The organism is Streptomyces roseolus, from assembly GCF_014649855.1.
Classification (GTDB): Bacteria; Actinomycetota; Actinomycetes; order Streptomycetales; family Streptomycetaceae; genus Streptomyces; species Streptomyces roseolus.
On record NZ_BMTV01000038.1, the window covers coordinates 41,551 to 64,487 of the forward strand.

Genomic DNA, 22,937 nt, shown 5'->3' on the forward strand with positions numbered 1-22,937 from the left:
GTCCGCCCCCCGTCCGCACCCCGCCACGTCCGCGCCCCGCCACGCCGTCCGCCGTGCCCCCACACCCCCCAGCCCGCACGCCGTCCGACTCCCGCCTGGAGGGACCTGTGACAACGACGCCCGCACCCGCATCCGACGCCGCTCCGGCGCCCGCCCCCGCACCCGCCCCCGCCCCGCGCCGCGCCCGCACCCCGTATCTGCACCGCGCGGCCACCGAGCGCCCCTACTTCAGCGACGACGGCGAGTCCTACCTCGCCGCGACGACCCTGCGGGAGCTGAAGAAGACCCGACCGCTGCGGGTGCTCTCGGAGGCGGACTTCGCGCACTGGCAGACGTACGGGTACGTCATCGTGCGCGAGGCGATCCCCGCCGAGGCGGCCCGCGGGCTCCTCGACTTCGCCTGGGACTTCCAGGGGCTCGACCCCGACCGGCCGGAAAGCTGGTACGAGGACCGGCCGTTCCGCTCCGAGCTGGACCGGCAGCTGCACGTCTACGGCTTCGTCGAGGCCTACCACCACCAGTTGCTCTGGGACAGCCGCCAGTCCCAGCGGGTCTACGACGCCTTCGTCGACGTCTGGGACTGCGAGGAGCTCTGGGTCACCCTCGACCGGCTCAACCTCAACCCGCCCAACGTCCGCAACCGCGACCGCGCCCTCATCGAACCCACCGACCGGGGCTTCGACATCGAGCTGCACTGGGACATCGACACCACCCTCGGCGTGCCGCCCCAGCGGGTCCAGGGCATCATCGCGCTCAACGACACCACCGCCGAGACCGGCGGCTTCCAGTGCGACCCCGAACTCTTCCGCCGCTTCGAGGAGTGGAAACCCGCCCAGCCCGAGGGGCGCGACCCCCTCCGCCCCGACGTGGACCGCGCCGAGTACCCCGTGATCCGCCCCGACCTGCACCCCGGCGACCTGCTGATCTGGAACGGCCTGCTCGCCCACGGGGTCGCCCGCAACACCTCCGCGGACGGGGTCCGCGCCGTCCAGTACCTGTCGATGATGCCCGCCCTGGAGGAGCACGCGAAGCTGCGCCGCTCCCGCGTCGAGTCCTGGCGCCACCTGCGCACCCCGCGCTGGAACCGCACCCTCGTCGGCGACCCCGTCCTGCACGAGTCCAAGCGCTACCCGACCGCCGAACTCACCCCTCTCGGAGCCCGGTTGCTCGGGCTCGCCTCCTGGCACGAGGAGGCCGGAGGCGGCGAGGGCTCCGGCACGGGGCCCGACCACGCCGCCGCACCCTCCGCTCCGAACGCTCCGAACGAGTCGCCCGCACCGCCCGCACCCACCGGGGAGCCCTCGTGCGCCGCGTCTGCCTGACCCTTCCCACCAACCGCGCGTGTACGGCGACGATCACGGCGGTCGCGCGGGAAGCGGCTTACGGGGCGCGGGAGTTCGCCGTCGAGGTGCATCTGCTGGTCCTCGACTCGTCGGCACCCGCCGACCTCGCCGCGCACCGGGCCGCGGTCGCCGCCCTGCCTCCGGCGCCCGGCGTCGTCGTCCACCACCTCGACGAGGACCGGCAGCGCGCCTTCCTGCGGGAGGTCATCGCGGCGGCGGGGCTCGCCGGAGCGGACCGGCTGCTCGACCTGATGCTCCCGGCCGGGGTGTCGTACGGCGCCTGCACCAACCGTGCCTTCCTCCTGGCCGAGGCGCTGGGCTGCGTCTCCGTGCACCGCCGCGACTCCGACAGCCGCTACCAGCTCCGCGACGGCGAAACGGTCTTCCCGATCCACCACGAGCTCGCCGCCCTCGGGCGGCGAGCGGCGGACGTGGCCGGCTCGGTCACCCGCAGCCGGCTCGACCCGCGCCTCGCCGAGCGGACCGTCGCCCTCGCCGGGGCTTCCTTCATCGGCGAGCCCTCCGTGGACCTCGCGGAGCTCCGCGCCCTCGACCCCGAGGCGTACCGCGAGGTCGTCGGGCTGTCCGTGTCCTCCTCGCATCCGGAGCCCTGGCGCCGGCACCTCGTCGACGAGGCCTTCCGGGGCGCCGGCACCACCCCCTTCACCACCGACCTGACCACGCTGACCCTGGTCGGCCCCACCCGGGTCGACATGTGCAACGTGGCCCTCGGCCGGGAGGTGTACGCCCGCGTCCCGCTGCCCCCCGCCGTCGACACCATCGGGACCGACTACTTCCTCCTGCACCTGGTCCACGCCGCCGGGCTGCCCGGCGTGCTGCACAACCGGCACATCGTCAACTACCACCCGGGCGAGCGCCGTTCGGACGAAGGCTTCCTCGCGTACCAGCTCCGCTTCGCCAAGTACCTGCTCGCCGCCGCCCACCTCGAAGCGGTCTACGCGGGCCTGACGGCCGCCGGGGACGCGCTCCTCGACGAGCGGGGGCGGGTGCGGCCCGCCGTGGTCGCCGCCCTCGCCCGGGAGAGCGCCCTGATCGGCCCGGCCGGCAACGCGGCCCGGCTCGACGTCCTGGACCGGCGCTACCGCTCCCTCGGCGGCCGGTACGCGACCGCCGCCGGCCGCTTCGCCGAGCGACGGGCACGGCTCCTCGCCGAAGCCCGCTCCGACATGGCGGACTTCGCCCTGCTCGTCGACGCCTGGGCCGCCCTGACCGCGCACGCGAAAGGCACCTCCGTGGACCACCTCCCGACCCCCGGGCCCCCGCCCGCCCCGAGCACCCCTGCCGCCCCGGCCGTGACCTCATGACGGCCGCCCGCACCCCCGCCTTCGCCCCCGCCTCCACCGACGCGGACAGCATCACCGCCGCCGACGGCGTCACCGCGGCCCGCACCGTCACCGTGCCCTACGCGGGCGGCGGTGCGCGCCGGGGCCCGGTCACCATGGGCCAGGCCAACATGATCCGCTGCGTCCTGCGGGACGAACCCGCGTCCATCAACATCCACGACGTGTGGCCGGTTCCCGACGGCACCGGGATGGACCGCGTCCTCGGCGCCCTCGCGGAACTCACCGTCCGCCACGAGGCCCTGCGCACCACGTTCCCGGACGCGGCGGGCAGCGGTTCCGTACCCATCGAGCAAGTCGTCGCCTCCGAGGGAGAGTTCACGGTCACCGTCCTCGACCACGACGAGCTCCCCGAGGACACCGACGGCTACGCCGAGGCGGTGGCCCGCGCGGCCCGCGACACGCGTTTCCGCCTCGATCTGGACTTCCCGCTGCGGCTGCGGATCATCGCCCGCGCCGGACGGCCCGTGCGCGTCGCCCTCGCCGCCAGCCACGCCGCCACCGACGGCAGCGCCCTCGGCGTCCTCCGCGACGACTGGCTCGCGCTTCTGGCGGGCGCGCCGCTGCCGCCGGTCACCGCGCTCACCCCGCTCGACCTCGCCGCCGAGGAACACAGCCCGGCCGGCCGGCGCAAGTCGGCCGCCTGCCTGGCCCATTGGGAGCGGATCCTGCGCACCGGTCCCCAGGCGATGTTCGCCGAGGACGGCGCCACCGGCACGGAGACCGACACCCCGGGGCTCACCCTGCGCTCGGCGCGTGGGGCCCGGGCCCTGGCCGCCGCCGCCCGGCGCACCGGCGCGCTGCCGGGCACGGTGCTGCTCACCGCCTGGTGCCTGCTCACCGCCCACCGGGCCGGCCAGTCCGTGTGCGTGGCGGCCGTGCCCACCGCGAACCGTTTCCAGCCGAAGCTCGCCCGCTCGGTGAGCCCCCTCTCCCAGGACGCCCTGCTCGCCCTCGACGTGCGGGAGCCGTCCTTCGACGCGCTGCTCGCCAGGGCGTGGGGAGCGGCGATGAACGCCTACCGCCACAGCCGCTTCGACGCGCTCGACCTGTGGGAGCTGATCGGCCGGGTCACCACCGAGCGGGGCAGCCGGTTCACGCGCGACGCCGTCTTCAACGACATCAGCGGCCTGCCCAGCACGCTCGCCGGCGCGGCGGCGCCCGACGGGGACGCCCCCGAGCTCGCGCTCTCCTGGGGCGGCCGTCAGCCGCTGCCGACCCGGCTGCTGACCTTCGTGTACGAGACGGAGCCGGTCCTGCGCCTGGCCACCTGGGCCGACCCGGCGCTCTTCCCCCGGGCGGCGGCCGAGGAGCTGGCCACCGGTCTGGTGCGGCTCCTGGAGGCCGTCGCGGAGGCCGACGTACCGCTGGACGCGCCGGGGCCGCTCACCGAGGTGACGGGGGTCCGTCCGGTGGCGCGCGGGCCGGAGTGGACGCGGGTGGACGGCTGCTGGGTCTCCCCCGCCGCCGTCGCCGCCGCCCTGACCGAGGCGCTGCGGGGGCGGCTGGTCGAGGTCGTGGTGGAGGAGGGGGCCGGCACCGCCGGCGGCGGTCCCCGCCTCACCGCGTACGTCGGAGCGGACGAGCGGGCCCGGCCGGAGGACGAGTGGACGCCGGAGCGAGCGCACTCCGCCCTGATGTGCGTCCTGCCGGGGCGGCCCGGGGTCCTCGCCCCGCACCGGTACGTGTTCGTCGAGGGCCCGCCGCGGCAGGCCGCCGCGGCACGGCGGATTCTCAGGGAAGGGACCGGCCGGGAGCCGGGAGATGCCACATGACCACGGACGACACCGTCGCCGCGCGGGGAACGGCGGCGCCGCCGGCCAGCCCCTGGCGGTCGCCCCGCTTCCGGCTGTTCTTCACCGCGCGCAGCGCCTCTCTGCTCGCCGACGGCATGCTGATGGTCTCCGTGACCACCTCGGTCCTCGGCGCCGGCTTCGGGGCGACCGGCGTGGGGTACGCGCTCGCCGCGTGGATGGCGCCGATCGTGGTGCTGATCCTCTTCGGCGGTGTGCTCGCCGACCGGTTCACCCCGCAGGTGATGATGGTGGGCGCGGACGCGGTCCGGGTGGTGACGATGCTCGTCATGGCCGCGCTCTTCGCCGGGGGCGGGGTGCGGCTCTGGCAGATCATGGCCCTGATGGGGGTGAGCGGCGCGGCGACCGCGATGTTCCAGCCGGGGCTCGCGAGCATCGTGCCCCGGGTCGCCGAGGACATCCAGCGGGCCAACGCGCTGCTGCGCGTCTCCGAGTCGATGGCCACGCTCATCGGCCCCGGCCTCGCCGGTTTCCTGGTGGCGTACGGGGACCTCGCCGGTTCGTTCGTGGTGATCGCGGTGGCGTACGCGGTCAGCGCGGGCGGGCTGCTGCCTCTCCGCCGGCTCTCCGCCGGCGGCGCGGTCGAGGGTGACCCGGACGAGGACGGCACGACCGAAGGCGGCGCGGACAAGGGCGGCGCGGTCGACGAGAGCGACGATCCGATGTGGCGGCGGCTCGCCACCGGCTGGCACGAGTTCCGGTCGCGCACCTGGCTGTGGGGGGTGATCTCGCTGTGGGCGGTGTACGGCCTGTTCGTCTTCGGGCCGTCGCTGCCGCTGGGCGCGGCGCTGCTCACGGAGCAGCACGGCGCCACCGGCTACGGCTGGATCGCCTCCGCCGACGGTCTCGGCACGATCATCGGCGGCCTGCTCGGCATGCGCGTCCGGCCGCGCCGGCCGCTGGTGGCGGGCGTCTGCGCGATGTTCTTCTTCGCGCTCAACCCGCTGGCCCCGGCGCTCGGCTGGAACTTCGCCCTCACGGCGGTGACGGGCGTGGTGGCCGGCTGCGGCTTCGCCTTCTGGGGCGTGATGTGGGCGACCAGTGTGCAGTCCCACATTCCGCTGGCCGTGCTGAGCCGGGTCTCCGCGTACGACATCGCCGGCTCGATCATGGTGATCCCGCTGGGCCGGGCACTGGCCGGTCCCGCGGCGGAGTCCTTCGGCGCGGACCGGGTGCTGCTCTTCTCCTCGGCGGTCTCGTTCGTCCTGCTGGCGGCGATGCTCTGCGTCCCGGCCATCCGGGGCCTCGCCCGGCTCGACCGCCCGACGCGGGACGCGGCCCGGGATCCGGGGCGCCCGTCGGCGCGGGAGCCGGAGCGGGTGGCGGGCAAGGAGTCCTCGGCCGCCGCCGAGGCCTGAGACGGCCGCCTCGCGCCCGCGGGCCCGGCCGGACGGCGGTCCGGCCGGGCCCGGCGGATGTCACTCCCAGTCGTCCCAGGTCGGCTCGGGCTCGTCGTCGCCGAAGAAGAGCGGCTCGTCCTCGGGAGGCGCGGCCACGGCGGCGGGGCGGGCGGCGGCCTGCGCGGGGCGGGCGGACCGGTCGGCGCGTCCGGCCGGCACGGGGGTGCGCGGCGCACCCGCGGCACGGGCCGCCCGCCGGTCCTCCACCGCCTCCACCGCCTCCACCGCCTCGGCCGCCGTGGTGGCCGGGGCCGTCTCCGCCCCGGGCGCCGGGGCGGACCCGCCGCCCGCCGCTGCCGCGCATTCGGCGAGGGCCTCCAGGACGCCCTCCCCGTACTTGGCGAGCTTGGCCTCGCCGACGCCGCCGACCGTGCCGAGCTCGGCGACGCTCCCCGGCAGGGTGGTCGCGATCTCCCGCAGCGTGGCGTCGTGGAAGACGACGTACGCGGGCACGCCCTGCTCGCGCGCGGTGGCCGCGCGCCAGGCCCGGAGGGCCTCGAAGACGGGCACGGCGGCGGCGGGCAGGTCGACGGGGACGCGGGTCTTCCCGGACGTGCCGCCGCTCTCCTTGCGGGGCGCGGGGGCCTTGACGGCCTCCTTGCGCATCGGGACCTGGCGCCGGCCGCCGAGGACGTCACCGCTGGCCTCGGTGAGGACGAGGGTGCCGTAGTCGCCCTCCACGGCGAGCAGGCCCTGGGCGAGGAGCTGGCGGATCACGCTCCGCCACTCGGGCGTGCCGAGGTCGGCGCCGATGCCGAAGACGGTGAGGGTGTCGTGGTCGAACTGGAGGACCTTGGCGGTCTTCTTGCCCTGGAGGATGTCGATGATCTGGCCGGCGCCGAACTTCTGGCGCCGCTCGCGGGCGAGCCGCCACACCGTGGAGAGGAGCTTCTGCGCGGCGACCGTGCCGTCCCAGGACTCGGCGGGGGTCAGGCAGGTGTCGCAGTTGCCGCAGGGCCCGGACTCCTGGCCGAAGTAGGCGAGCAGCCGGACGCGCCGGCACTCGACGGTCTCGCAGAGGGCGAGCATGGCGTCGAGGTGGGCGGCGAGGGCGCGCCGGTGGTTCTCGTCGCCCTCGGAGCCGTCGATCATCTTGCGCTGCTGGACGACGTCCTGGAGGCCGTACGCGAGCCAGGCGGTGGCGGGCTCGCCGTCGCGGCCGGCGCGACCGGTCTCCTGGTAGTAGCCCTCGACGGACTTGGGCAGGTCGAGGTGGGCGACGAAGCGGACGTCGGGCTTGTCGATGCCCATGCCGAAGGCGATGGTCGCGACGACCACGACACCGTCCTCGCGGAGGAAGCGCGCCTGGTGGGCGGCGCGCGTCGCGGCGTCCATGCCCGCGTGGTACGGGATGGCGTCGACGCCGTTCTCGGCGAGGAAGGCGGCGGTCTTCTCCACGGAGGAGCGCGACAGGCAGTAGACGACTCCGGCGTCTCCCGCGTGCTCGGTGCGGATGAGGTCGAGGAGCTGCCGGGTCGGGTTGTTCTTGGCGGCGATCCGGTACTGGATGTTGGGCCGGTCGAAGCTGGCGACGAAGTGCCGGGCCTCGTCCAGGCCGAGCCGGGTGGCGATCTCGCCGTGGGTGGCCTCGGTGGCCGTCGCGGTCAGCGCGATCCTCGGCACCTTGGGCCACCGCTCGTGGAGCATGGAGAGCGCGAGGTAGTCGGGCCGGAAGTCGTGGCCCCACTGGGAGACGCAGTGGGCCTCGTCGATCGCGAAGACGGAGACCGTGCCCCGGTCGAGCAGCCGCTGCGCGCCCTCCGTGCGGAGCCGCTCGGGGGCGAGGTACAGCAGGTCGAGCTCACCGGCGAGGAAGGCCTGCTCGACGGTCTGCCGCTCGTACGGGTCCTGCGTCGAATTGAGGAATCCGGCGCGGACCCCGAGCGCGTTGAGCGCGTCCACCTGGTCCTGCATCAGCGCGATCAGCGGGGAGACCACCACGCCCGTGCCGGGCCGCACCAACGCCGGGATCTGGTAGCACAGCGACTTGCCGCCGCCGGTCGGCATGAGCACGAGGGCGTCGCCGCCCGCCACGACGTGCTCGATGATCTCCTGCTGCTCGCCCCGGAAGGAGCTGTAGCCGAAGACCCGGTGGAGCACGTCGAGGGCGTCGGAGGAACCGTCGGGACTCGGCGGGGAGGAGACGTCGGAAGAAGCGTCGATGAGGGCCACCCGAAAAGCCTAGCCGCCCGCGCCGCTCCCCCGGCCCGCCCACCGCGGCCTGTGGACGACTTCCCGGCCCCCGTCTCCCGGATCACCCTCAGGGGCTCCCTCCGCCGGGCTCCCGCCGGGACAGGGGCGCCCGCCGCCCCGATACTGGGAAGGGCACCCTCCCTCCCCGAGAGAGGAACCGGACCATGTCCCGGAAGACCGCCCAGCAGCCGCACGGACCCGCGACCGTCACGGTCAAAGGGCGGGACATGCGCCTGCGGAACATCGGGTTGCTGCTGGTCGCCGCCCTCGCCGTCTGGTTCATCGCCGCCAACACCGGCTCCGTCACGATCCGGCTGTGGATCCCGACGGTCACGCTCCCGCTCTGGATCGTGCTCACCGTGACGCTGCTCGTCGGCATCCTCCTCGGCCTCGTCATCGCCCGCCGCCGGGCCGCCCGCGACTGAGCCCCGGGGCCGCGACCGCCGCACGCACGGTGCGACGGCCGGGGGCCCGTACGGCCCCTCGCCCGCGGACGCCCGGGAGACCGGACCGAGCGCCTCCACGCGTACGGCCGCCGGCTCGGCGGCGACCCGGTCCAGCGGCTCCGCCCGGGTGCGGGACGTCCGCGTTCGCGACGGAGTGAGGAAACGCCCGCCGCCCCGGCGGATCACCGCGCGAAAGCGTGGTGGAGAGGGATCGCCCTGCTCACCACGGCTTTCCGCCCTTCGGTACGCGGGACGGGCCGCGTGTCGTCCAGGGTCGGGCCGCGGCGCCGCGCACGTCCACGCGGCCCGGCCGCTCCCCCAGGACCTCGACCGTCCCCCGGATGGGGTGTGGGAGCGCCCGCAGAAGAGAGCAGGGTACTTCTGCCCGCGCCGTCGGGGCCCAGGAGCGCCCCGTGCTCGCCGGGGCGCACGGTCAGGGAGACGTGGCGCAGAGGGGGTCGCCGTCGCGGACGAAGTCCACGCCGGTGGCGCGGAGCACGGGCGCCTCGCTCACGTCCGCGCCTTCCCCGCGCGGTTGACCGCGGCCATGACGGCGTGCACCGAGGCGGTGAGGAGGGAGGTGTCCCATCCCGCGCCCCAGACCGTGGTGCCTGCCACGCGGCACTCGGCGTAGGCCACGGCGGGGCTGCCGGGGCCGACGGCGGTGGCGTGTTCGGCGTAGGTGAGGATGTCGACGGCGATCCCGGCGGCGCCGAGGGCGTCGGAGAGCGCCGACAGCGGGCCGTTGCCCGTCCCCCGGTACTCCCGCTCCGTGCCGTCGACGGCCAGTGTGCAGCGGAACTCGTGCGCGGCGGGGCCCGTCTGCCCGGTCTGCCAGGAGGCCAGGGTGACCGGCCCGTCCTGGGCGGGTGCGATGTAGGTGCGGTGGAAGAGCTCCCACAGGTCCTTGTGGGAGAGCTCGAGACCGCCGGCGTCGGTGACCTGCTGCACCGCGTGGGAGAAGTCCGGCCGCATCGTCTTCGGCAGGTCCAGGCCGTGGTGGGCCTGGAGCAGGTGGGCGATGCCGCCCTTGCCGGACTGCGAGTTGATCCGGATCACTTCCTCGTACGTGCGGCCGATGTCGCCCGGGTCGATGGGCAGGTACGGCACGGCCCACGGCGCCTCCTCGGCCGGCACGCCGAGCTCACGGGCCTGCCGGGCGTGGTGGGCCATTCCCTTGGAGATGGCGTCCTGGTGCGTGCCGGAGAAGGCGGTGTGGACGAGTTCGCCGCCGTAGGGGTGCCGGGGGTGGACCGGCAGCCGGGTGCAGTGCTCGACCACGTCCCGTACGGCGTCGATGTCGGAGAAGTCCACCATCGGATTCACGCCCTGCGCGTAGAGGTTCAGCGCCAGCGTGACCAGGTCGACGTTGCCGGTCCGCTCGCCGTTGCCGAACAGGCATCCTTCGACGCGCTGCGCGCCGGCCAGGACGGCCAGTTCGGCGCAGGCGACACCGGTGCCGCGGTCGTTGTGCGGATGCACGGAGAGGATCACCGACTCGCGGCGCGCGAGGTGGCGGTGCATGTACTCGATCTGGTCGGCGTACACGTTCGGGGTCGCGATCTCCACCGTCGCCGGCAGGTTGTGCACGACCGGCCGGTCGGGGCTCGCCTCCCACAGGTCCGTGAGCCCGTTGCAGACCTCCAGGACGAAGTCCGGTTCCGTGAGGTTGAAGACCTCGGGGGAGAACTCGAAGCGGATGTCGGCCCCGGGCCGCTCCTCGGCGCGCCGCATCAGGTACGTGGCGGCCTCCCGGACCAGCGCGTGCACCTCGTCACGGGTCCGGCCCAGGACCACGTCCCGCCAGGTGGGCGCGGTGGCCGTGTACAGGTGGACCAGGGTGCGGGGCAGGCCCTCGACGGAGGCGACGGTCCGGTCGATCAGGTCCTGCCGGGCGGCGGTGAAGACCGAGACGGTGACGTCCTCGGGAACCGCGCCGCTCTCGGCGAGATGGCGCACGAAGTCGAAGTCGGTCCGGCTGGCGGACGGATAGCCGACCTCGATCTCCTTGAACCCCATGGCGCACAGCAGGTCGAACATCCGGCGTTTGCGGGCGATGTCCATGGGCTCGGCCAGGGCCTGGTTGCCGTCCCGCAGGTCGACCGGCACCCACAGCGGGGCCTCCAGGAGCCGTCGGGACGGCCAGGACCGGTCCTGCGGGGGCAGGGCGACCCGCTCGTGCGCGGCCCGGTAGCGGTCGTGCGGCATCGCGCTCGGCCGCTGGGGATTCCAGGACGGTGCGCTCGCGGGGACGTCGCCTGACGGCGTGCGCAGGGTGGGGAAGGCCGTGCTTCGCGGGGATTCCATGACTCTGAACTTCCTTCGGTCGACCATCGGTTGACCGGCGCGGAACGGCCCCGCCGCGGGGAGCCGGTCGGATCAGGCCCCGCGGCGGCGGCCGAGAAGGAGGGCGCGCAGCGTCATGGCCGGTACACTAACCACAGCTCAGCTCCTCAGACAACCTGACAGGTGAAGAACATGCCACTCGGTGCCCTCCGCCCCAGCCCTCTGGTGGAACAGGCCACACAGCACCTGCGCGACCAGATCACAGGGGGACACTGGCCGGTCGGCACCAAACTGCCCGCCGAGACCGCCCTGGCCAAGACGCTCGGCGTCGGCCGCTCCACCGTCCGGGAGGCCCTGCGCGCCCTGGCCGGAGCCGGTCTCGTGCAGGCCCGCCAGGGCTCCGGTGTGTTCGTCGTCGCCACCGAACCGGCCGAGGACTGGCCGACCCGGCTGCGCCAGGCGGCCATCACCGACGTCTACGAAGTCCGCATGCTCATCGAGGTCGAGGCCGCGCAGCTCGCCGCGCAGCGCCGCACCGAGGAGGACCTCGCCGTCATCGGTGCGGCCCTGGCACGCCGCCGCGAGGCCGCGGGCGACGACACCATCGGGTTCGTCGACGCCGACATCGCCCTGCACGCGGCGGTCGTGGCCGCGGCGCACAACCCCGTGCTCACCGGCCTGTTCACCGAGTTCATGCCCGCGCTCCGCCAGGCCCTCGTCGACCTGGTGGAACTCCTGGGCCTGCGTTCCGGCGATCCGAACCACGGCGACGCCGGCCACGCCGCCCTGGTGGACGCCGTCGCGGGCTCGGACGCCGCAGCGGCGGGCACCGTCCTGCGGGACGAGCTGAACCGGACGCTCGCCCAGCTCCGCGGCATCTGACCCCCCGCCCGCCGGGCGGGATCCGCCGGCCGGGACGGGTCCCGGCACGCGCGACGCACCGGTTTCCAGAACCGGGGACCCCCTTCACCGGATCGCCCGCCACGGCCCCGTGGCGGGCGCGCCCCGCAGGATCGCCTTTCAGGACCCGGGAGGCGTCCACCCGATTCGCCCGGCCGGTCCCGTCTCCCTCCCCGAGCCCCCGGGATCACCGTCGCGCGCACCGCACCACCGCCGGCTCACCCGGACCCACGGCGACGCGAGCGGTCGGGGAGTGACGCGGAGCGGGTGTCCGGACGACGGGACCGCCGTCCGGATCGGGGGTTTACCACGCGGAACCCAGGTCAGACCCAAAAGGGAGAAAAGGTGCGCAAGTGAAGAGCTGCGTACACGACTGCCGACAAGGATGAGGTACTCCAAGTGACGACCGCGCGAGAGATCATGACGGCAGGCGCCGAGTGCGTCGGCGCGAACGAGACGGTGCTGGACGCGGCGAGGAAGCTGACCGAACTCGGCGTCGGCGCGCTGCCGATCTGCGGCACCGACGAGAAGCTCAAGGGCATGCTCACGGACCGCGACATCGTGGTGAAGGTCCTCGGCGCCGGCAAGGACCCGGCCCAGGTCAAGGCCGGTGACCTGGCCCAGGGCGAGGCGGTCACCATCGGCGCCGACGACGACGCCGAGGAGATCCTGCGCACGATGAGCGAGCACAAGGTCCGCCGCCTGCCCGTCATCGACGGTCACACCCTGGTCGGCATCGTCGCCCAGGCCGACGTCGCCCGCGCCCTGTCCGACCCGCAGGTCGGCGACCTCCTGCAGGCCCTTTCCACGGACTGAGCCCACGGAAAGGCGGCCGGTCCGGCCACCGCGGCCGACACGCACGACGAGGGGCGCCGGTGAACATCCGGCGCCCCTCGTCGCGGCCGCCCGCGGCGCCCCACGCTCCCGGAGCGGTGAAGCCCCGACGGTGGGACCGGCCGGACGGCGACGGAACGCGCGGCGGTTCGCTCCCGCCGCAGCTCCCCGGTGGGAGGTCACAGGCCGTCCCTCCCTCCCGGCCGGGCCGGTTCAGCGGCCGAGGGCCTTCTTGAGCTCCTGCTTGTTCATGGACGAGCGGCCCTCGACCCCGCGCTTCTTCGCCTCGGCGTAGAGCTGGTCCTTCGTCGGCCCCTGGGAGCCGCTGTGCGAGCGCTCTCCGCCGCGCTGCGATGCGGACTTCCTGTCCCGTGTGGAGGTCTTGCTCGCGGTCGAGGACTCGCCGGAACGGGCCCGCTCCTTGTTCACGGTCCGTGCGGCGATCTCCTTCGCCCGCTTCTCGGAGGCGCCTCGCTTCTCGGCGCCCTCCTTGATGTGCTCGTACTGGCGTTCGCGCTTCGCGTTCGATCCTGCCGGCATCACGTCTCCCTCTCCGTGGGTCGCGGCCCGTCCGGCCGCACGTGCCCGTCCGGTTACCCGGCGACCGGTGCCTCACTCGGCACCGCTCCCATCCCACGCGACATCCCCCGGAGGCGCGATCGGACCGCGACCGAACGAGGACGCCGCACCGTCGCCGCGGACAGGAAAGGCCGGGGCGGGAGCACACGGCCCACGGACCGGTCCGGCCCGTGCGCCGCCCGGCGCGAAGACCCACCGTCTGTTCCAGGCCGTCCGCCGATGGGCGGCGGACGGTTCCGCCCCCGTCACGCGCCGCGTGATTACCGTGGTGAGGCCGGGGCAGACGAACGGCACGGGACACGTGTCCCCCTTCGGAGCAAGGAGACGGCTGATGCTGATGCCCCACCCCGCGGTGCTGAACGACCTCGTCGCACAGTACGAGACGCTGCTCCCGCGCGCGGAGGACGGTTCGGCCGAGGCACAGAGGCGCTTGGAGGACGTCGCCTACACGCTGTGCGTGTCCACCGGCACCCGTGACGTCGAGACCGCGCTGACCGCCGCCCGCCGTCAGCTGTCCGGCCCCGGAACCGGTGTCACGGCCGAGAACGGTCTCGCGCTCGCCCTCTGACCCACGAGCCCCGCAGGACACCCATGAGCACCACTCGCATGGCGTCCCTCTCCCGCCTGGACGACCTCGTCCGCCTGGTGGCCGGCCGTCACGACCTCTACGTCCGCTGGTCGCGCGGTCCCGATCCGGATCTTCGGAGCACCTCCAGCTCGGACGACCTGACGGGCGTCCGCCTGCCGGGTCTGTCGGCCAGCCCGCTCGGCGTCGAGGACTGGTGGGGAGAACGCCCGGCCCGCCTGTGGATCGCCCGACGCCTGTACGACTACTGCCACCTCCCCCGGCTGAAGGACCCGGGCACGAGACCCTGGGTGCTCTGCGGCAGAGAAGTGGGCAGGGGCCCGGACAACGAGCCCCTGGTCGCGGATGTGGAGCCACTCGTCTGGATCGGCGACGACGTCATCACCGAAGCCGTCCACCTCGTGGAGCAGCAGCCCGGACGCTGGGGAACGCTGGATCGTCACGGAGCCCGCGAGCAGCGGCAGAGGTGAGGGCCCCGCCCTCCCGTACGCCGGCACGGCGCGCACCGGCGCGGTGAGTCTCGTGACCGGTGGGCAGCCTCCGGGCCGAGGTCGCACGTCACCTCGACCGCGCGTCCTTCCCCGCCGACACGCCCAGCCCGGTCACCGCGCCGGAAGAGGAACACGCCCCTGGTGGGCTGGTGGACGCGGCACGACGGCTCCCGGAGGACGGCCGCCGGCGACCTCACGGAAACGGATGCGGAGGGGCATCGGCACCGTCCGGGCGCAGCGCACGCCCGAACCGGAGCCCAAGGCGGGCCGGGGGCTCAGGCAGCGGTGTCGGACGGGCGCAGACGGCGGAGGGGCTGTTCGAGTTCGCTCTGACAGAAGTCGATGAATCCGTCGGGATCGGGGCCGGCGTTCTGCAGCACCAGCCGGTCGAACCCGGCGTCGACGTACCGCTGGGCCGCCGCCACATAGCGCTCCGGGTCGGGGCCGCAGGCGAACTTCTCCAGGACGTCCTCTTCGCGGACGGTGGCGGTGGCCGCGTCGAAGTTGACCGGGTTGGGGAGTTCGCTCATCACCTTCCATCCGGTCAGTGCCCACCGTGACGTCCTCAGCACTTCCCGGGCGGCGGTCCGCTCGTCCGGCGCCCAGGCCATGGGCACCTCCGCGTACTTGGGACCGGAACCGCCGGCTTCCCGGTAGTCCCGGACGATCGACGCCTTGTCCTCCGTGGCGAACAGGCCGTCGCCGAGTTCCGCGGCGAGCCGTGCCGAGCGCGGGCCGCTCGCGGCGACGGCGATGAGCGGAAGCTCCTCGGGCAGGTCGAACACCCGGGCGTCCGACAGTCGCAGGTGCTTGCCGTCGTACGAGCGGTAGCCGCCGCGCCACAGCAAGCGGATGATCTCCAGCGCCTCACGGAGCAGTTCGTGCCGCTCGCGCACGGTGTCGGGGAACCCGCGTCCCACGACGTGCTCGTTGAGCCGTTCGCCGGATCCCACCCCCAGGACGAAACGACCGTCGGAGACCAGGGCGAGCGTCGCCGCGGCCTGCGCGATGATCGCCGGGTGGTAGCGGATCGTCGGGCACGTCACCCCGGTCACCAGCGCGACGCGTTCCGTCCTGGCGGCGATCGCGCCCAGCACCGTCCAGGTGAAGGAGGAGTGCCCCTGGACGTCGAGCCACGGATGGTAGTGATCGCTCATCTCGACGAAGTCGAAACCCGCCGCCTCCGCACGGACCGCCTGCCGGACGAGCTCTTGCGGGCCATAGGCTTCCGAGGCCAGTTTGTAACCGATTTCCATGCGACGACCCTGACACCCGCCGTGATCGGAGCCGGACGGACACCACCGGACGGCCTCCCCGTCTCCATCCGAATGGCGGCCCGGCGGTTGCCGACGGTCCCCCCGCACGAGACACGTACCCCGCCACCCGGATGTGTCCGACCCGCCGCCCGCCGCCCGCCGTGCACAGGATCGTCGCCCCGGGTGACCGGCACGAGCAGAGGCGGGCTCGCCGATCGAAGCGTCCCGAGATGCGTAAATCTCCCGATGGGGTGAACTGGTGAGGGAGCAGAGGGAGCAACCGCACTCGCTGGAGATCACGAGGGGTGTCATGCGTGACGGCAAGGGTGTGACCGTGGGAGTGCTGGGCTCCTACGGCGGCAAGAACGTGGGCGACGAGGCGATCCTCACCGCCATGCTGGACCGTGTGCAGGGCGCGCGGCCGGACGCCCGCGTCGTGGTGTTCTCCCGCGACCCGGAGTACAGCCGCGGCGTCCGCCCGGACGTCGAGGTGGTCGGCTGGGAGGGGGTGACGCGGGAACGGGTCTCCGAGCACCTGCGCCGCCTCGACGTCCTCGTCCTCGGGGGCGGGGGCATCCTCTACGACACGGAGGCCCGCCGGTACCTGCGGCTGGTGCGTACCGCCCAGGGCCACGGCGTACCCGTCTTCACGTACGCCATGGGCGCCGGGCCCCTCACCGACGAGGTCGACCGCGAGTGGGTCCGCTCGACCCTGACCGACGCGGCCGCGGTGACGGTCCGCGACGAGGAGTCGAAGCTCGTCCTGGAGGAGGCCGGTCTCGAACGTCCCATCACGGTGACCGCCGACCCCGCCCTGCTGCTGCGGCCTGGCGACGGCGGGGACGAGTTGCTGAGGGCGGAGGCCGTGCCGCGCGGGGTTCGCCTGGTGGGCATGAGCGTGCGCGAACCCGGACGGGCCGCCTCACACCTCGACGAGCACGGCTACCACCAGCTCCTCGCCCAGGTCGGCGACTTCCTCGTCAACCGGCTGGACGCCCACGTCGTGTTCGTGCCCATGGAACGCGACGACATCCGGCACGCCCACGCCGTGGCGTCCCACATGGCCGACGCCGGCGCCTGCACGGTGCTGCGCGGCGCCTCCCGCCCGCAGCAGGTCCTCGACATCGTCAAGCGGCTGGACCTGGCCATCGGGATGCGGCTGCACTTCCTCGTCTTCGCGGCGCTCGCCGGCGTCCCCCTGCTGCCCCTGCCGTACGCCGGGAAGGTCTTCGACTTCGCCCAGCAGATCGGCGCGCCCGCCCTGCGCGGCGTGACGAGGGAGAACGTCGGCCTGCTGCTCGCCGAGGTGGACCGGCTGTGGGACGAGCGGCCCGCACGGCTGGCCGAGATCGCCCGCCGGACCGCGGCCATGCGGACGCGGGCCGACCGGACCGCCGAGCGCTTCCTGACCTATCTGGCGAACATCGCCCCGCCGCCCGCCCCGGCCGGCCTGCCGACGTCCCCGGCCGCCGTCGGCTGACCCCCCACCGCCCCGGCCCCAGGAGGACCCGTGACCCACCTGATCGCGCCCCGCGTAGCCCGGCACGTGGAGCTGCCCCCACGGCGGGCCCTGCACGGGGGCAGCACGCAGGTGCTGGTCGTCGGCGGAGGGCCGGCCGGCATCGGGGCGGCCATCGGCGCCGCCAACGCGGGCGCCCAGGTCGTCCTCGTGGAGAGGTACGGGTTCCTCGGCGGCAACGCCACCGCCGCGCTCGTCATGCCGCTGATGAGCTTCCACAACGAGGTCAGGCAGGCCACCGCGGGGGACGCGACCCGTCTGCTGCCGCCCGACCACGGCGAGGGCGAACCGGTCGTCGCGGGCGTCCTGTGGACGCTGCTCGACCAGCTGGTGCACGCCGGAGCGGCGATCCGCCCGTCGGTCGAGACCGGCTACACGGTGCCCTTCGACGCGGAGCTGTTCAAGCTGGTCGTCTACGACCTGCTGGAGAAGCACGAGGTGCGCACCCTGCTGCACGCCTTCGCCTCCGGAGTGGCCCCGCACCCCGAGCGCGCCCGCGCGGTGTTCGAGACGAAGTCGGGGCCGGTCGTCATCGACGCCGACGTGATCGTCGACTGCACCGGCGACGGCGACATCGCCGCCGCGGCCGGGGCCGCGTACGACATCGGCCGGCCCGAGGACGGCTGGACGCAGCCCATGACGCTGATGTTCCGGATGGCCCGTTTCGACCAGGAGGAGTTCGCCGGGTACGCCCGCGCCCACCCGGACCAGTGGAAGGGCGTGCACGGCCTGTGGGACCTCGTCCGCGCCGCCACCGACGCCGGCGAGCTGGACCTGCCCCGCGAGGACATCCTCTTCTTCGCCACCCCGAACGACGGCGAGATCGCGGTCAACTCCACCCGCGTCACCGAGGTGCTGGGGACCAGCGTGTGGGACCTCACCCGCGCCGAGTTCGCCGCCCACCGCCAGATGGAACAGATCTCCCGCTTCCTGCGCAGCCGCGTGCCCGGTTTCGGGCAGTCGTACGTCGTGCAGAGCGGCGTGCAGGTCGGGGTCCGCGAGACCCGCCGGATCACGGGCGAGTACGAGCTCACGGGCGAGGACGTGCTGGGCGCGCGCACGTTCGACGACGCCATCGCCCGGGGCGCCTACCCGGTGGACATCCACAACCCGAGCGGCCGCGGCACCACACTGCGGCGTCTGCCGCGCGGAGAGTCGTACGACATCCCGTTGCGCTGCCTGATGCCCAGGGGCCTGGACAGGATCCTGGTCGCCGGCCGGTGCATCTCCGGCGACCACGTGGCCCACTCCTCCTACCGCGTGATGCCCATCTCGATGGCCACCGGGCAGGCCGCCGGCGTCTGCGCGGCCCTCGCCTCGGCCCGGGGCGGCCTGCCCCGTGACATCCCGGTCGACGCGGTCCAGCGAGAACTGCGCGCGCAGGGCGCCAGCCTGAGGTGAGCCCCAGGCAGGGGAACCGCGGCCGTCGCGGGCGACGGAGGGCACGGCGCCCGGACCTGTCCGGTCCGGGCCGACGCGCGGTGCCGTCCGACGAGCGGTGCCGTCCGACGAGCGGTCGAAGCGCGGTGGGGCGCGGAACCGCCCGCCGCGGGCGGGTGCGCCCCGCTCACGCCCTCGCTGTCGCACGGCACTCGCCGTGCCCGTACGCAGGGCGATTGAGGGGCGTCGAGCGGGGCAGGCGCCCTCACGAAGCCTCTCCCCGGTTCGTCGGAGGTGCCGTGACCTTGTCCGCGCAGACCCGGCCCGAAGGGCCCAGCCCCTACGTACGAGCGGCCGACTACATCGCCGCGGCCATGATCTTCCTCCAGGACAACGTCCTGCTCGACGAAGCCCTGCGGCCGGAACACGTCAAACCGAGGCTCCTGGGCCACTGGGGGTCCTGCCCCGGCATCACCCTCGTCTACGCAGCCCTCAACACCCTGATCCGCGAGCGCGGGGCCGACGTCCTGCTGGTCACCGGCCCGGGCCACGGCGCACCCGCCGTCCACGCGAACCTGTGGCTGGAGGGCACCCACGAGCGCCACGACCCCGCGCTGGCCAGGACGGCGGCCGGGCTGAGGGAGCTGGCGCGCCGCTACTGCGCCCCCGACGGCTTCCCCAGCCACCTCTCCCCCGCCGTGCCCGGCACCCTGCACGAGGGCGGGGAACTCGGCTACGCCCTGGCGACGGCGGTGGGGGCGGCGCTCGACGCCCCCGACCGGATCGTGGCGTGCGTGGTGGGCGACGGGGAGGCGGAGACGGGGCCCACGGCGGGGGCCTGGCACTCCACCAAGTACCTCGACCCCGTGACCTGCGGAGCGGTCCTTCCCGTGCTCCACCTGAACGGCTACAAGATCTCCTCGCCGACCCTCTTCGCGACGATGACCGACACGGAGCTCTCCGACCTCTTCCGGGGTTACGGCTGGGATCCGTACCTCGTGGACGAGACCGGGCCCGCGCCCGGTGCCGCCCTCACCGCCGCCGTCCTCGGCGCCCACGACACCGTCCGAGAGCTCCAGGGCCGCGCCCGCGCCGGCGACCTTCCCGTGCGCCCCGCCTGGCCGATGATCGTGCTGCGCACCCTCAAAGGGGCCGGCGCGCCGGCCGAGGTCGAGGGAACCGCCGTCGAGGGCACCTTCCACGCCCACCAGGTCCCCCTCCCCGACGCCCGCGAGGACCCGGTGCAGCTGAAGGCCCTGGAGTCCTGGCTGCGGTCGTACCGGCCCGGGGAACTGTTCGACGAGGAGGGGCGGCCGGTACCGGAGGTCCTGGCCGGGCTGCCGCAGCCGGGCGCCCTGATCGGCGCCCAGGCCGCGGCCGACGGCGGACGCCTGCGCCGTCCCCTCCCGCTCCCGGCCCTCGGCCCCCACGCCGTCGCGCTCGCCGACGGCCCGGGGTCCGCGACGGCGAGCCCCACCCGGGTCCTGGGCGGCTGGCTGACCGAGCTGATGGAGGCCACGGCCCGGCGGCGCGACTTCCGTATCGTCTCCCCGGACGAGCTGGCCTCCAACAAGCTCGACGCGGTCCTGGAGGCGAGCGGCCGCGCGTACGTCTGGCCGGTCGAGGAGTACGCCGAGGACCTGGCCCGGGACGGCCGGGTGATGGAGACGCTGTCCGAGCACAACTGCCAGGGATGGCTGCAGGGATACCTGCTCTCCGGCCGCCACGGCCTCTTCCCGACCTACGAGGCCTTCGCCTCGATCGTCGACAGCATGGCCAACCAGTACGCGAAATGGCTGAAGATGTCCCGGGAGGTGTCCTGGCGGGAACCGGTCAGCAGCCTCACCTACCTCCTCACCAGCGAGGGATGGCGCCAGGAGCACAACGGCTACAGCCACCAGGGCCCCGGCTTCATCAGCAACCTGCTCGACCGCAAGTCGACCGTCACCGGCGTCTATCTGCCGCCCGACGCCAACACCCTGCTGGTCACGATGGAACGGCTCCTCGACGAGACCGGGAAGATCAACGCCGTCGTCGCCGGCAAGCACGACGCCGCCCAGTGGCTCGGCCTCGACGCCGCCCGCGCACACTGCCGGGCCGGGGCGTCCGCGTGGACCTGGGCCGGCACCGTCGACGACGGGCCCGCCGAGGCCGTCCTGGCCTGCGCCGGAGGCATCCCGACCGTCGAATCGCTCGCCGCCGCCGACCTGCTGCGCCGCGATCTGCCCGACGCCCGCATCCGCTTCGTCAACATCGTCGACCTGTGCGCCCTCGCCCCGCCGGACCGCCACCCCCAGGGCATGCCGCCGGAACGGTTCCACGACCTGTTCGGCGAGGACACCCCGGTCGTCCTCGACTTCCACGGCTACCCCTCGGCCGTGCACCAGCTCCTGCACGGCCGCCCCCGCCCCGACCGCTTCCACGTCCGCGGCTACGTCGAGGAAGGGACGACCACCACCCCGTACGACCTCCTCGCCCTCAACGGCACCACCCGCCACGACCTCGCCCTCACCCTCCTGCACCACCTGGACCGCCTCGGCCGGCACTCCGGCCGGGCCCGGCAGCTCTCCGAGCGGTACGCACGGCACCGCGACGAACTCCGCCGCGAACTGCGCCGCACCGGCGTGGACCCCGCCGAGATCACCGCATGGCGGTGGTCGGGATGACCGGCACCGTCCTCGTCGCCGACGCCGGCTCCTCCAGCTTCCACCTCGCCGTCCTCGACGCCGACGAACAGATCGTGGCCGCCCGGGACTTCGACGACCCGCCCGACGAGGAAGCCGAACGGATGATCCGGCGGTTCCTGGACGACGCGCCCGCCGTCGACGCCTGCGGACACCGCGTCGTCCACGGCGGCCCGCACGTCACGCGCCCCACGGTGGTGGACGACACCGTAGGCGCACGCCTCCGGGCCGCCGCCGGTCTCGCCCCGCTGCACATGCCGCCCGCGCTGGCCGCCCTGGACGCCGCCCGCGCCCTCCTGCCCGGCGTCCCGCACGTCGCCTGTCCCGACACCGCCTTCCACCGGGAGCTGTCCGAACCGGCCCGCGCCTACGCGCTCCCCCGTGAACTGACCCGCCGCCACGGCCTGCGCCGGTACGGCTTCCACGGCCTGTCCTACGCCCACGCCCTGCGCCGGACCGGCGAACTCCTCGACACCGCCCCGGCCGACCTCCAACTGCTCCTCGCCCACCTCGGCGGCGGCTGTTCCGCCTGCGCGGTCCGGGACGGCAGAAGCGTCGACACCACCATGGGGATGACCCCTTCCGAGGGCCTGCCCATGAGCAGCCGCAGCGGCACCGTCGACCCCGGGATGCTCTTGTGGCTCCAGGACGAGACGGGGATGGATCCCCGGCGCACGGCCCGTCTCCTCAACCGCGAGTCCGGGCTCCTCGGCGTCTCCGGGACGTCGGGCGACACCCGCGAGCTGGTCCGGGCGCGCGCCGGCGGCGACGCCGACGCCGCGCTGGCGCTCGCCGTCCTCACCCTCGGCGTCCGCAGGGGTCTGGCCTCCGTGGCCGCGTCCCTGGACCGCGTCGACGCCCTGGTCTTCACCGGCGAGATCGGCGAGGACCAGCCCGAGGTGCGCGAGGAAGTGGCCGCCGGACTGGGCGTGCTGGGCATCGAAGGCGGTCTCGCCACGGCCGACCCGCGGGAGCCCATGGTGGTCAGCCGGCCGGGCGCGGCCGTCCCCGTCGTCGTCGTTCCCACCGGGGAGGTCTTCGAGGTCGCCCGCCAGACCCGTGCGTGCCTGGACGCCGACCGTTGACCGCTTCCCCGGCGACGAGGACCGGCCCGGGCCGCCCGCCACGCGTCCCGCACCCGGGCAAGGTCCGGCCTCGGCCGCGCGGCACACCTCACGCGCAGTCGAGGGCCGGACTCGGCCGAGGCGCGACACGCGCCTCACGCACCGGCGGGACGGGCCGCTCCTGAGGAGACGTCGAACCGGTCGCACCAGATGCTGACGCTGCCGTACGCGGCCCAGGCCACGCCGGCCGGCGTCTGGAGACCGGCGACGTGACAGGTCTCCGCCCACCGGGTGGAGGAGGATCCGACAGACCGGATGCCGCGCGCGAGACCGCCGTGCGGTTCGGTCGCGGGCCCGGTCCAGCCCGTCACGGGGAAGGGAAGCACCGGCTGGCCAGGGCTCGGTGCTCCTCTCCCCGCACTTGACGCCCCTCTGCGGCGGTGCAACCATCGAGCATCTGATGATTACGTAAACATTTCCCCCTTCGGGCCTTCCTTCCCAGGGCTTCGTACCGGGCTCCGCCATGCCTCCGCCGCCTCCCGCGGAGCGGGCGCGGCTACCCGGCGGCCAGACGGGGCCGAGGAGCGGCAGCCCCGCGGCGTACGAACCCTCCGCCCTTCCGCCCGTCCCACCCGCACGTCACCCCTCAGGAGCAGACCCCATGGGCAACCGCACCCCCCGCAGACTCCTCTGCACGCTCCTCGCGGTCTCCGCCATCGCCCTCACCGCCACGGCCTGCGGCTCGGACGACCCGGACGCCGGCACCGGCGGCACCACCGGCCCGAAGGACGTCGCCGCCGC

At 74.2% G+C, this 22,937-nt stretch carries 18 protein-coding genes and 2 pseudogenes; 14 read left to right on the forward strand and 6 right to left on the reverse strand.

All coding sequences use genetic code 11. The features are described from left to right. Positions 1–197: 197 nt before the first annotated feature. From IE245_RS32520 to IE245_RS32535, 4 genes are read left to right on the forward strand one after another with little or no spacing between them, the layout of a single operon-like run. Positions 198–1,322 carry a phytanoyl-CoA dioxygenase family protein gene (locus IE245_RS32520; protein WP_189954302.1) on the forward strand — a complete coding sequence of 375 codons (1,125 nt, stop codon included), beginning with the start codon at positions 198–200 and terminating at the stop codon, positions 1,320–1,322. Continuing rightward, positions 1,304–2,668, forward strand: a complete 1,365-nt coding sequence (locus IE245_RS32525) for a DUF6271 family protein (RefSeq protein ID WP_229851828.1) — start codon at positions 1,304–1,306, stop codon at positions 2,666–2,668. Before IE245_RS32520 ends, IE245_RS32525 begins: the two co-directional genes overlap by 19 nt. Beyond that, positions 2,665–4,479 (forward strand): condensation domain-containing protein, encoded by a 1,815-nt coding sequence (locus IE245_RS32530; RefSeq protein WP_189954253.1) that lies wholly within the window; start codon positions 2,665–2,667, stop codon positions 4,477–4,479. The genes IE245_RS32525 and IE245_RS32530 overlap by 4 nt, the downstream gene beginning before the upstream one ends. Further along, complete coding sequence (locus IE245_RS32535; RefSeq protein WP_189954255.1) at positions 4,476–5,876, forward strand: MFS transporter; 1,401 nt, start codon at positions 4,476–4,478, stop codon at positions 5,874–5,876. Before IE245_RS32530 ends, IE245_RS32535 begins: the two co-directional genes overlap by 4 nt. Positions 5,877–5,936: 60 nt before the next feature. Here IE245_RS32535 and recQ read toward each other — a convergent pair whose 3' ends face one another. Next, the gene (recQ, locus tag IE245_RS32540) at positions 5,937–8,090 is read right to left on the reverse strand and encodes a DNA helicase RecQ (protein ID WP_229851831.1); all 2,154 of its coding nucleotides are present in this window, start codon (positions 8,088–8,090) and stop codon (positions 5,937–5,939) included. A gap of 185 nt (positions 8,091–8,275) precedes the next feature. Here recQ and IE245_RS32545 point away from each other — a divergent pair, with 185 nt between their 5' ends. Then, on the forward strand, positions 8,276–8,536 hold the full coding sequence (locus tag IE245_RS32545) for a lipopolysaccharide assembly protein LapA domain-containing protein (protein ID WP_189954258.1): 261 nt from the start codon (positions 8,276–8,278) through the stop codon (positions 8,534–8,536). Between the two features lie 259 nt (positions 8,537–8,795). Here IE245_RS32545 and IE245_RS37415 read toward each other — a convergent pair. Next, positions 8,796–9,056 (reverse strand): annotated as a pseudogene (locus IE245_RS37415) (ATP-binding cassette domain-containing protein); the annotation flags it as partial. A gap of 11 nt (positions 9,057–9,067) precedes the next feature. Continuing rightward, a complete protein-coding gene (gene leuA / locus IE245_RS32550; RefSeq protein ID WP_189954260.1) occupies positions 9,068–10,864 on the reverse strand; it encodes a 2-isopropylmalate synthase in 1,797 nt (598 codons plus the stop codon). Between the two features lie 171 nt (positions 10,865–11,035). Between leuA and IE245_RS32555 the strand changes: the two genes are divergently transcribed. Together IE245_RS32555 and IE245_RS32560 are read left to right on the forward strand one after the other, a co-directional pair. Then, complete coding sequence (locus IE245_RS32555; protein ID WP_189954261.1) at positions 11,036–11,725, forward strand: FadR/GntR family transcriptional regulator; 690 nt, start codon at positions 11,036–11,038, stop codon at positions 11,723–11,725. Between the two features lie 417 nt (positions 11,726–12,142). Next, positions 12,143–12,559, forward strand: a complete 417-nt coding sequence (locus tag IE245_RS32560; RefSeq protein ID WP_189954264.1) for a CBS domain-containing protein — start codon at positions 12,143–12,145, stop codon at positions 12,557–12,559. A 231-nt stretch (positions 12,560–12,790) separates the two neighbouring features. On the opposite strand, the gene IE245_RS32565 is transcribed toward IE245_RS32560, so the two are convergent. Then, a complete protein-coding gene (locus IE245_RS32565; protein ID WP_189954266.1) occupies positions 12,791–13,117 on the reverse strand; it encodes a plasmid stabilization protein in 327 nt (108 codons plus the stop codon). 370 nt (positions 13,118–13,487) lie between these two features. On the opposite strand from IE245_RS32565, the gene IE245_RS32570 reads away from it, so the two are divergent. The 3 genes and pseudogenes from IE245_RS32570 to IE245_RS38255 form a co-directional block, all read left to right on the forward strand. Continuing rightward, entirely contained in the window at positions 13,488–13,724 is a 237-nt protein-coding gene (locus IE245_RS32570; RefSeq protein WP_189954267.1) for a DUF5133 domain-containing protein, read from the forward strand. A gap of 23 nt (positions 13,725–13,747) precedes the next feature. Next, complete coding sequence (locus IE245_RS32575) at positions 13,748–14,212, forward strand: DUF6098 family protein (protein ID WP_189954269.1); 465 nt, start codon at positions 13,748–13,750, stop codon at positions 14,210–14,212. Positions 14,213–14,271: 59 nt separating this feature from the next. Then, a pseudogene (locus tag IE245_RS38255) lies at positions 14,272–14,397 on the forward strand (DUF2795 domain-containing protein); the annotation flags it as partial. Between the two features lie 111 nt (positions 14,398–14,508). Here IE245_RS38255 and IE245_RS32580 read toward each other — a convergent pair. Then, positions 14,509–15,489 (reverse strand): TIGR03557 family F420-dependent LLM class oxidoreductase, encoded by a 981-nt coding sequence (locus IE245_RS32580; RefSeq protein ID WP_189954272.1) that lies wholly within the window; start codon positions 15,487–15,489, stop codon positions 14,509–14,511. A 310-nt stretch (positions 15,490–15,799) separates the two neighbouring features. On the opposite strand from IE245_RS32580, the gene IE245_RS32585 reads away from it, so the two are divergent. The 4 genes from IE245_RS32585 (at position 15,800) to IE245_RS32600 (ending at position 22,157) form a co-directional block, all read left to right on the forward strand. Continuing rightward, a complete protein-coding gene (locus IE245_RS32585) occupies positions 15,800–16,969 on the forward strand; it encodes a polysaccharide pyruvyl transferase family protein (RefSeq protein WP_189954273.1) in 1,170 nt (389 codons plus the stop codon). 30 nt (positions 16,970–16,999) lie between these two features. Further along, positions 17,000–18,409 (forward strand): FAD-dependent oxidoreductase, encoded by a 1,410-nt coding sequence (locus IE245_RS32590; protein ID WP_189954275.1) that lies wholly within the window; start codon positions 17,000–17,002, stop codon positions 18,407–18,409. Positions 18,410–18,693: 284 nt separating this feature from the next. Continuing rightward, positions 18,694–21,054: a phosphoketolase gene (locus IE245_RS32595; RefSeq protein ID WP_189954277.1), complete on the forward strand. Its 2,361-nt coding sequence runs from the start codon at positions 18,694–18,696 to the stop codon at positions 21,052–21,054. After that, the gene (locus tag IE245_RS32600; RefSeq protein ID WP_189954279.1) at positions 21,051–22,157 is read left to right on the forward strand and encodes an acetate kinase; all 1,107 of its coding nucleotides are present in this window, start codon (positions 21,051–21,053) and stop codon (positions 22,155–22,157) included. Before IE245_RS32595 ends, IE245_RS32600 begins: the two co-directional genes overlap by 4 nt. A gap of 134 nt (positions 22,158–22,291) precedes the next feature. On the opposite strand, the gene IE245_RS37855 is transcribed toward IE245_RS32600, so the two are convergent. Further along, on the reverse strand, positions 22,292–22,522 hold the full coding sequence (locus IE245_RS37855; RefSeq protein WP_308436647.1) for a DM13 domain-containing protein: 231 nt from the start codon (positions 22,520–22,522) through the stop codon (positions 22,292–22,294). Between the last annotated feature and the right edge of the window lie 415 nt (positions 22,523–22,937).

What these genes read in the sequence shown, in the direction of transcription:
- IE245_RS32565 (WP_189954266.1), bottom strand. Translation starts at nt 13,117, where the DNA reads ATGCCGGCAGGATCGAACGCGAAGCGCGAACGCCAGTACGAGCACATC.
- leuA (WP_189954260.1), bottom strand. Translation starts at nt 10,864, where the DNA reads ATGGAATCCCCGCGAAGCACGGCCTTCCCCACCCTGCGCACGCCGTCA.
- IE245_RS32580 (WP_189954272.1), bottom strand. Translation starts at nt 15,489, where the DNA reads ATGGAAATCGGTTACAAACTGGCCTCGGAAGCCTATGGCCCGCAAGAG.
- IE245_RS32555 (WP_189954261.1), top strand. Translation starts at nt 11,036, where the DNA reads ATGCCACTCGGTGCCCTCCGCCCCAGCCCTCTGGTGGAACAGGCCACA.
- IE245_RS32600 (WP_189954279.1), top strand. Translation starts at nt 21,051, where the DNA reads ATGACCGGCACCGTCCTCGTCGCCGACGCCGGCTCCTCCAGCTTCCAC.
- IE245_RS32575 (WP_189954269.1), top strand. Translation starts at nt 13,748, where the DNA reads ATGAGCACCACTCGCATGGCGTCCCTCTCCCGCCTGGACGACCTCGTC.
- IE245_RS32545 (WP_189954258.1), top strand. Translation starts at nt 8,276, where the DNA reads ATGTCCCGGAAGACCGCCCAGCAGCCGCACGGACCCGCGACCGTCACG.
- IE245_RS32570 (WP_189954267.1), top strand. Translation starts at nt 13,488, where the DNA reads ATGCTGATGCCCCACCCCGCGGTGCTGAACGACCTCGTCGCACAGTAC.
- IE245_RS32535 (WP_189954255.1), top strand. Translation starts at nt 4,476, where the DNA reads ATGACCACGGACGACACCGTCGCCGCGCGGGGAACGGCGGCGCCGCCG.
- IE245_RS32585 (WP_189954273.1), top strand. Translation starts at nt 15,800, where the DNA reads ATGCGTGACGGCAAGGGTGTGACCGTGGGAGTGCTGGGCTCCTACGGC.
- IE245_RS32530 (WP_189954253.1), top strand. Translation starts at nt 2,665, where the DNA reads ATGACGGCCGCCCGCACCCCCGCCTTCGCCCCCGCCTCCACCGACGCG.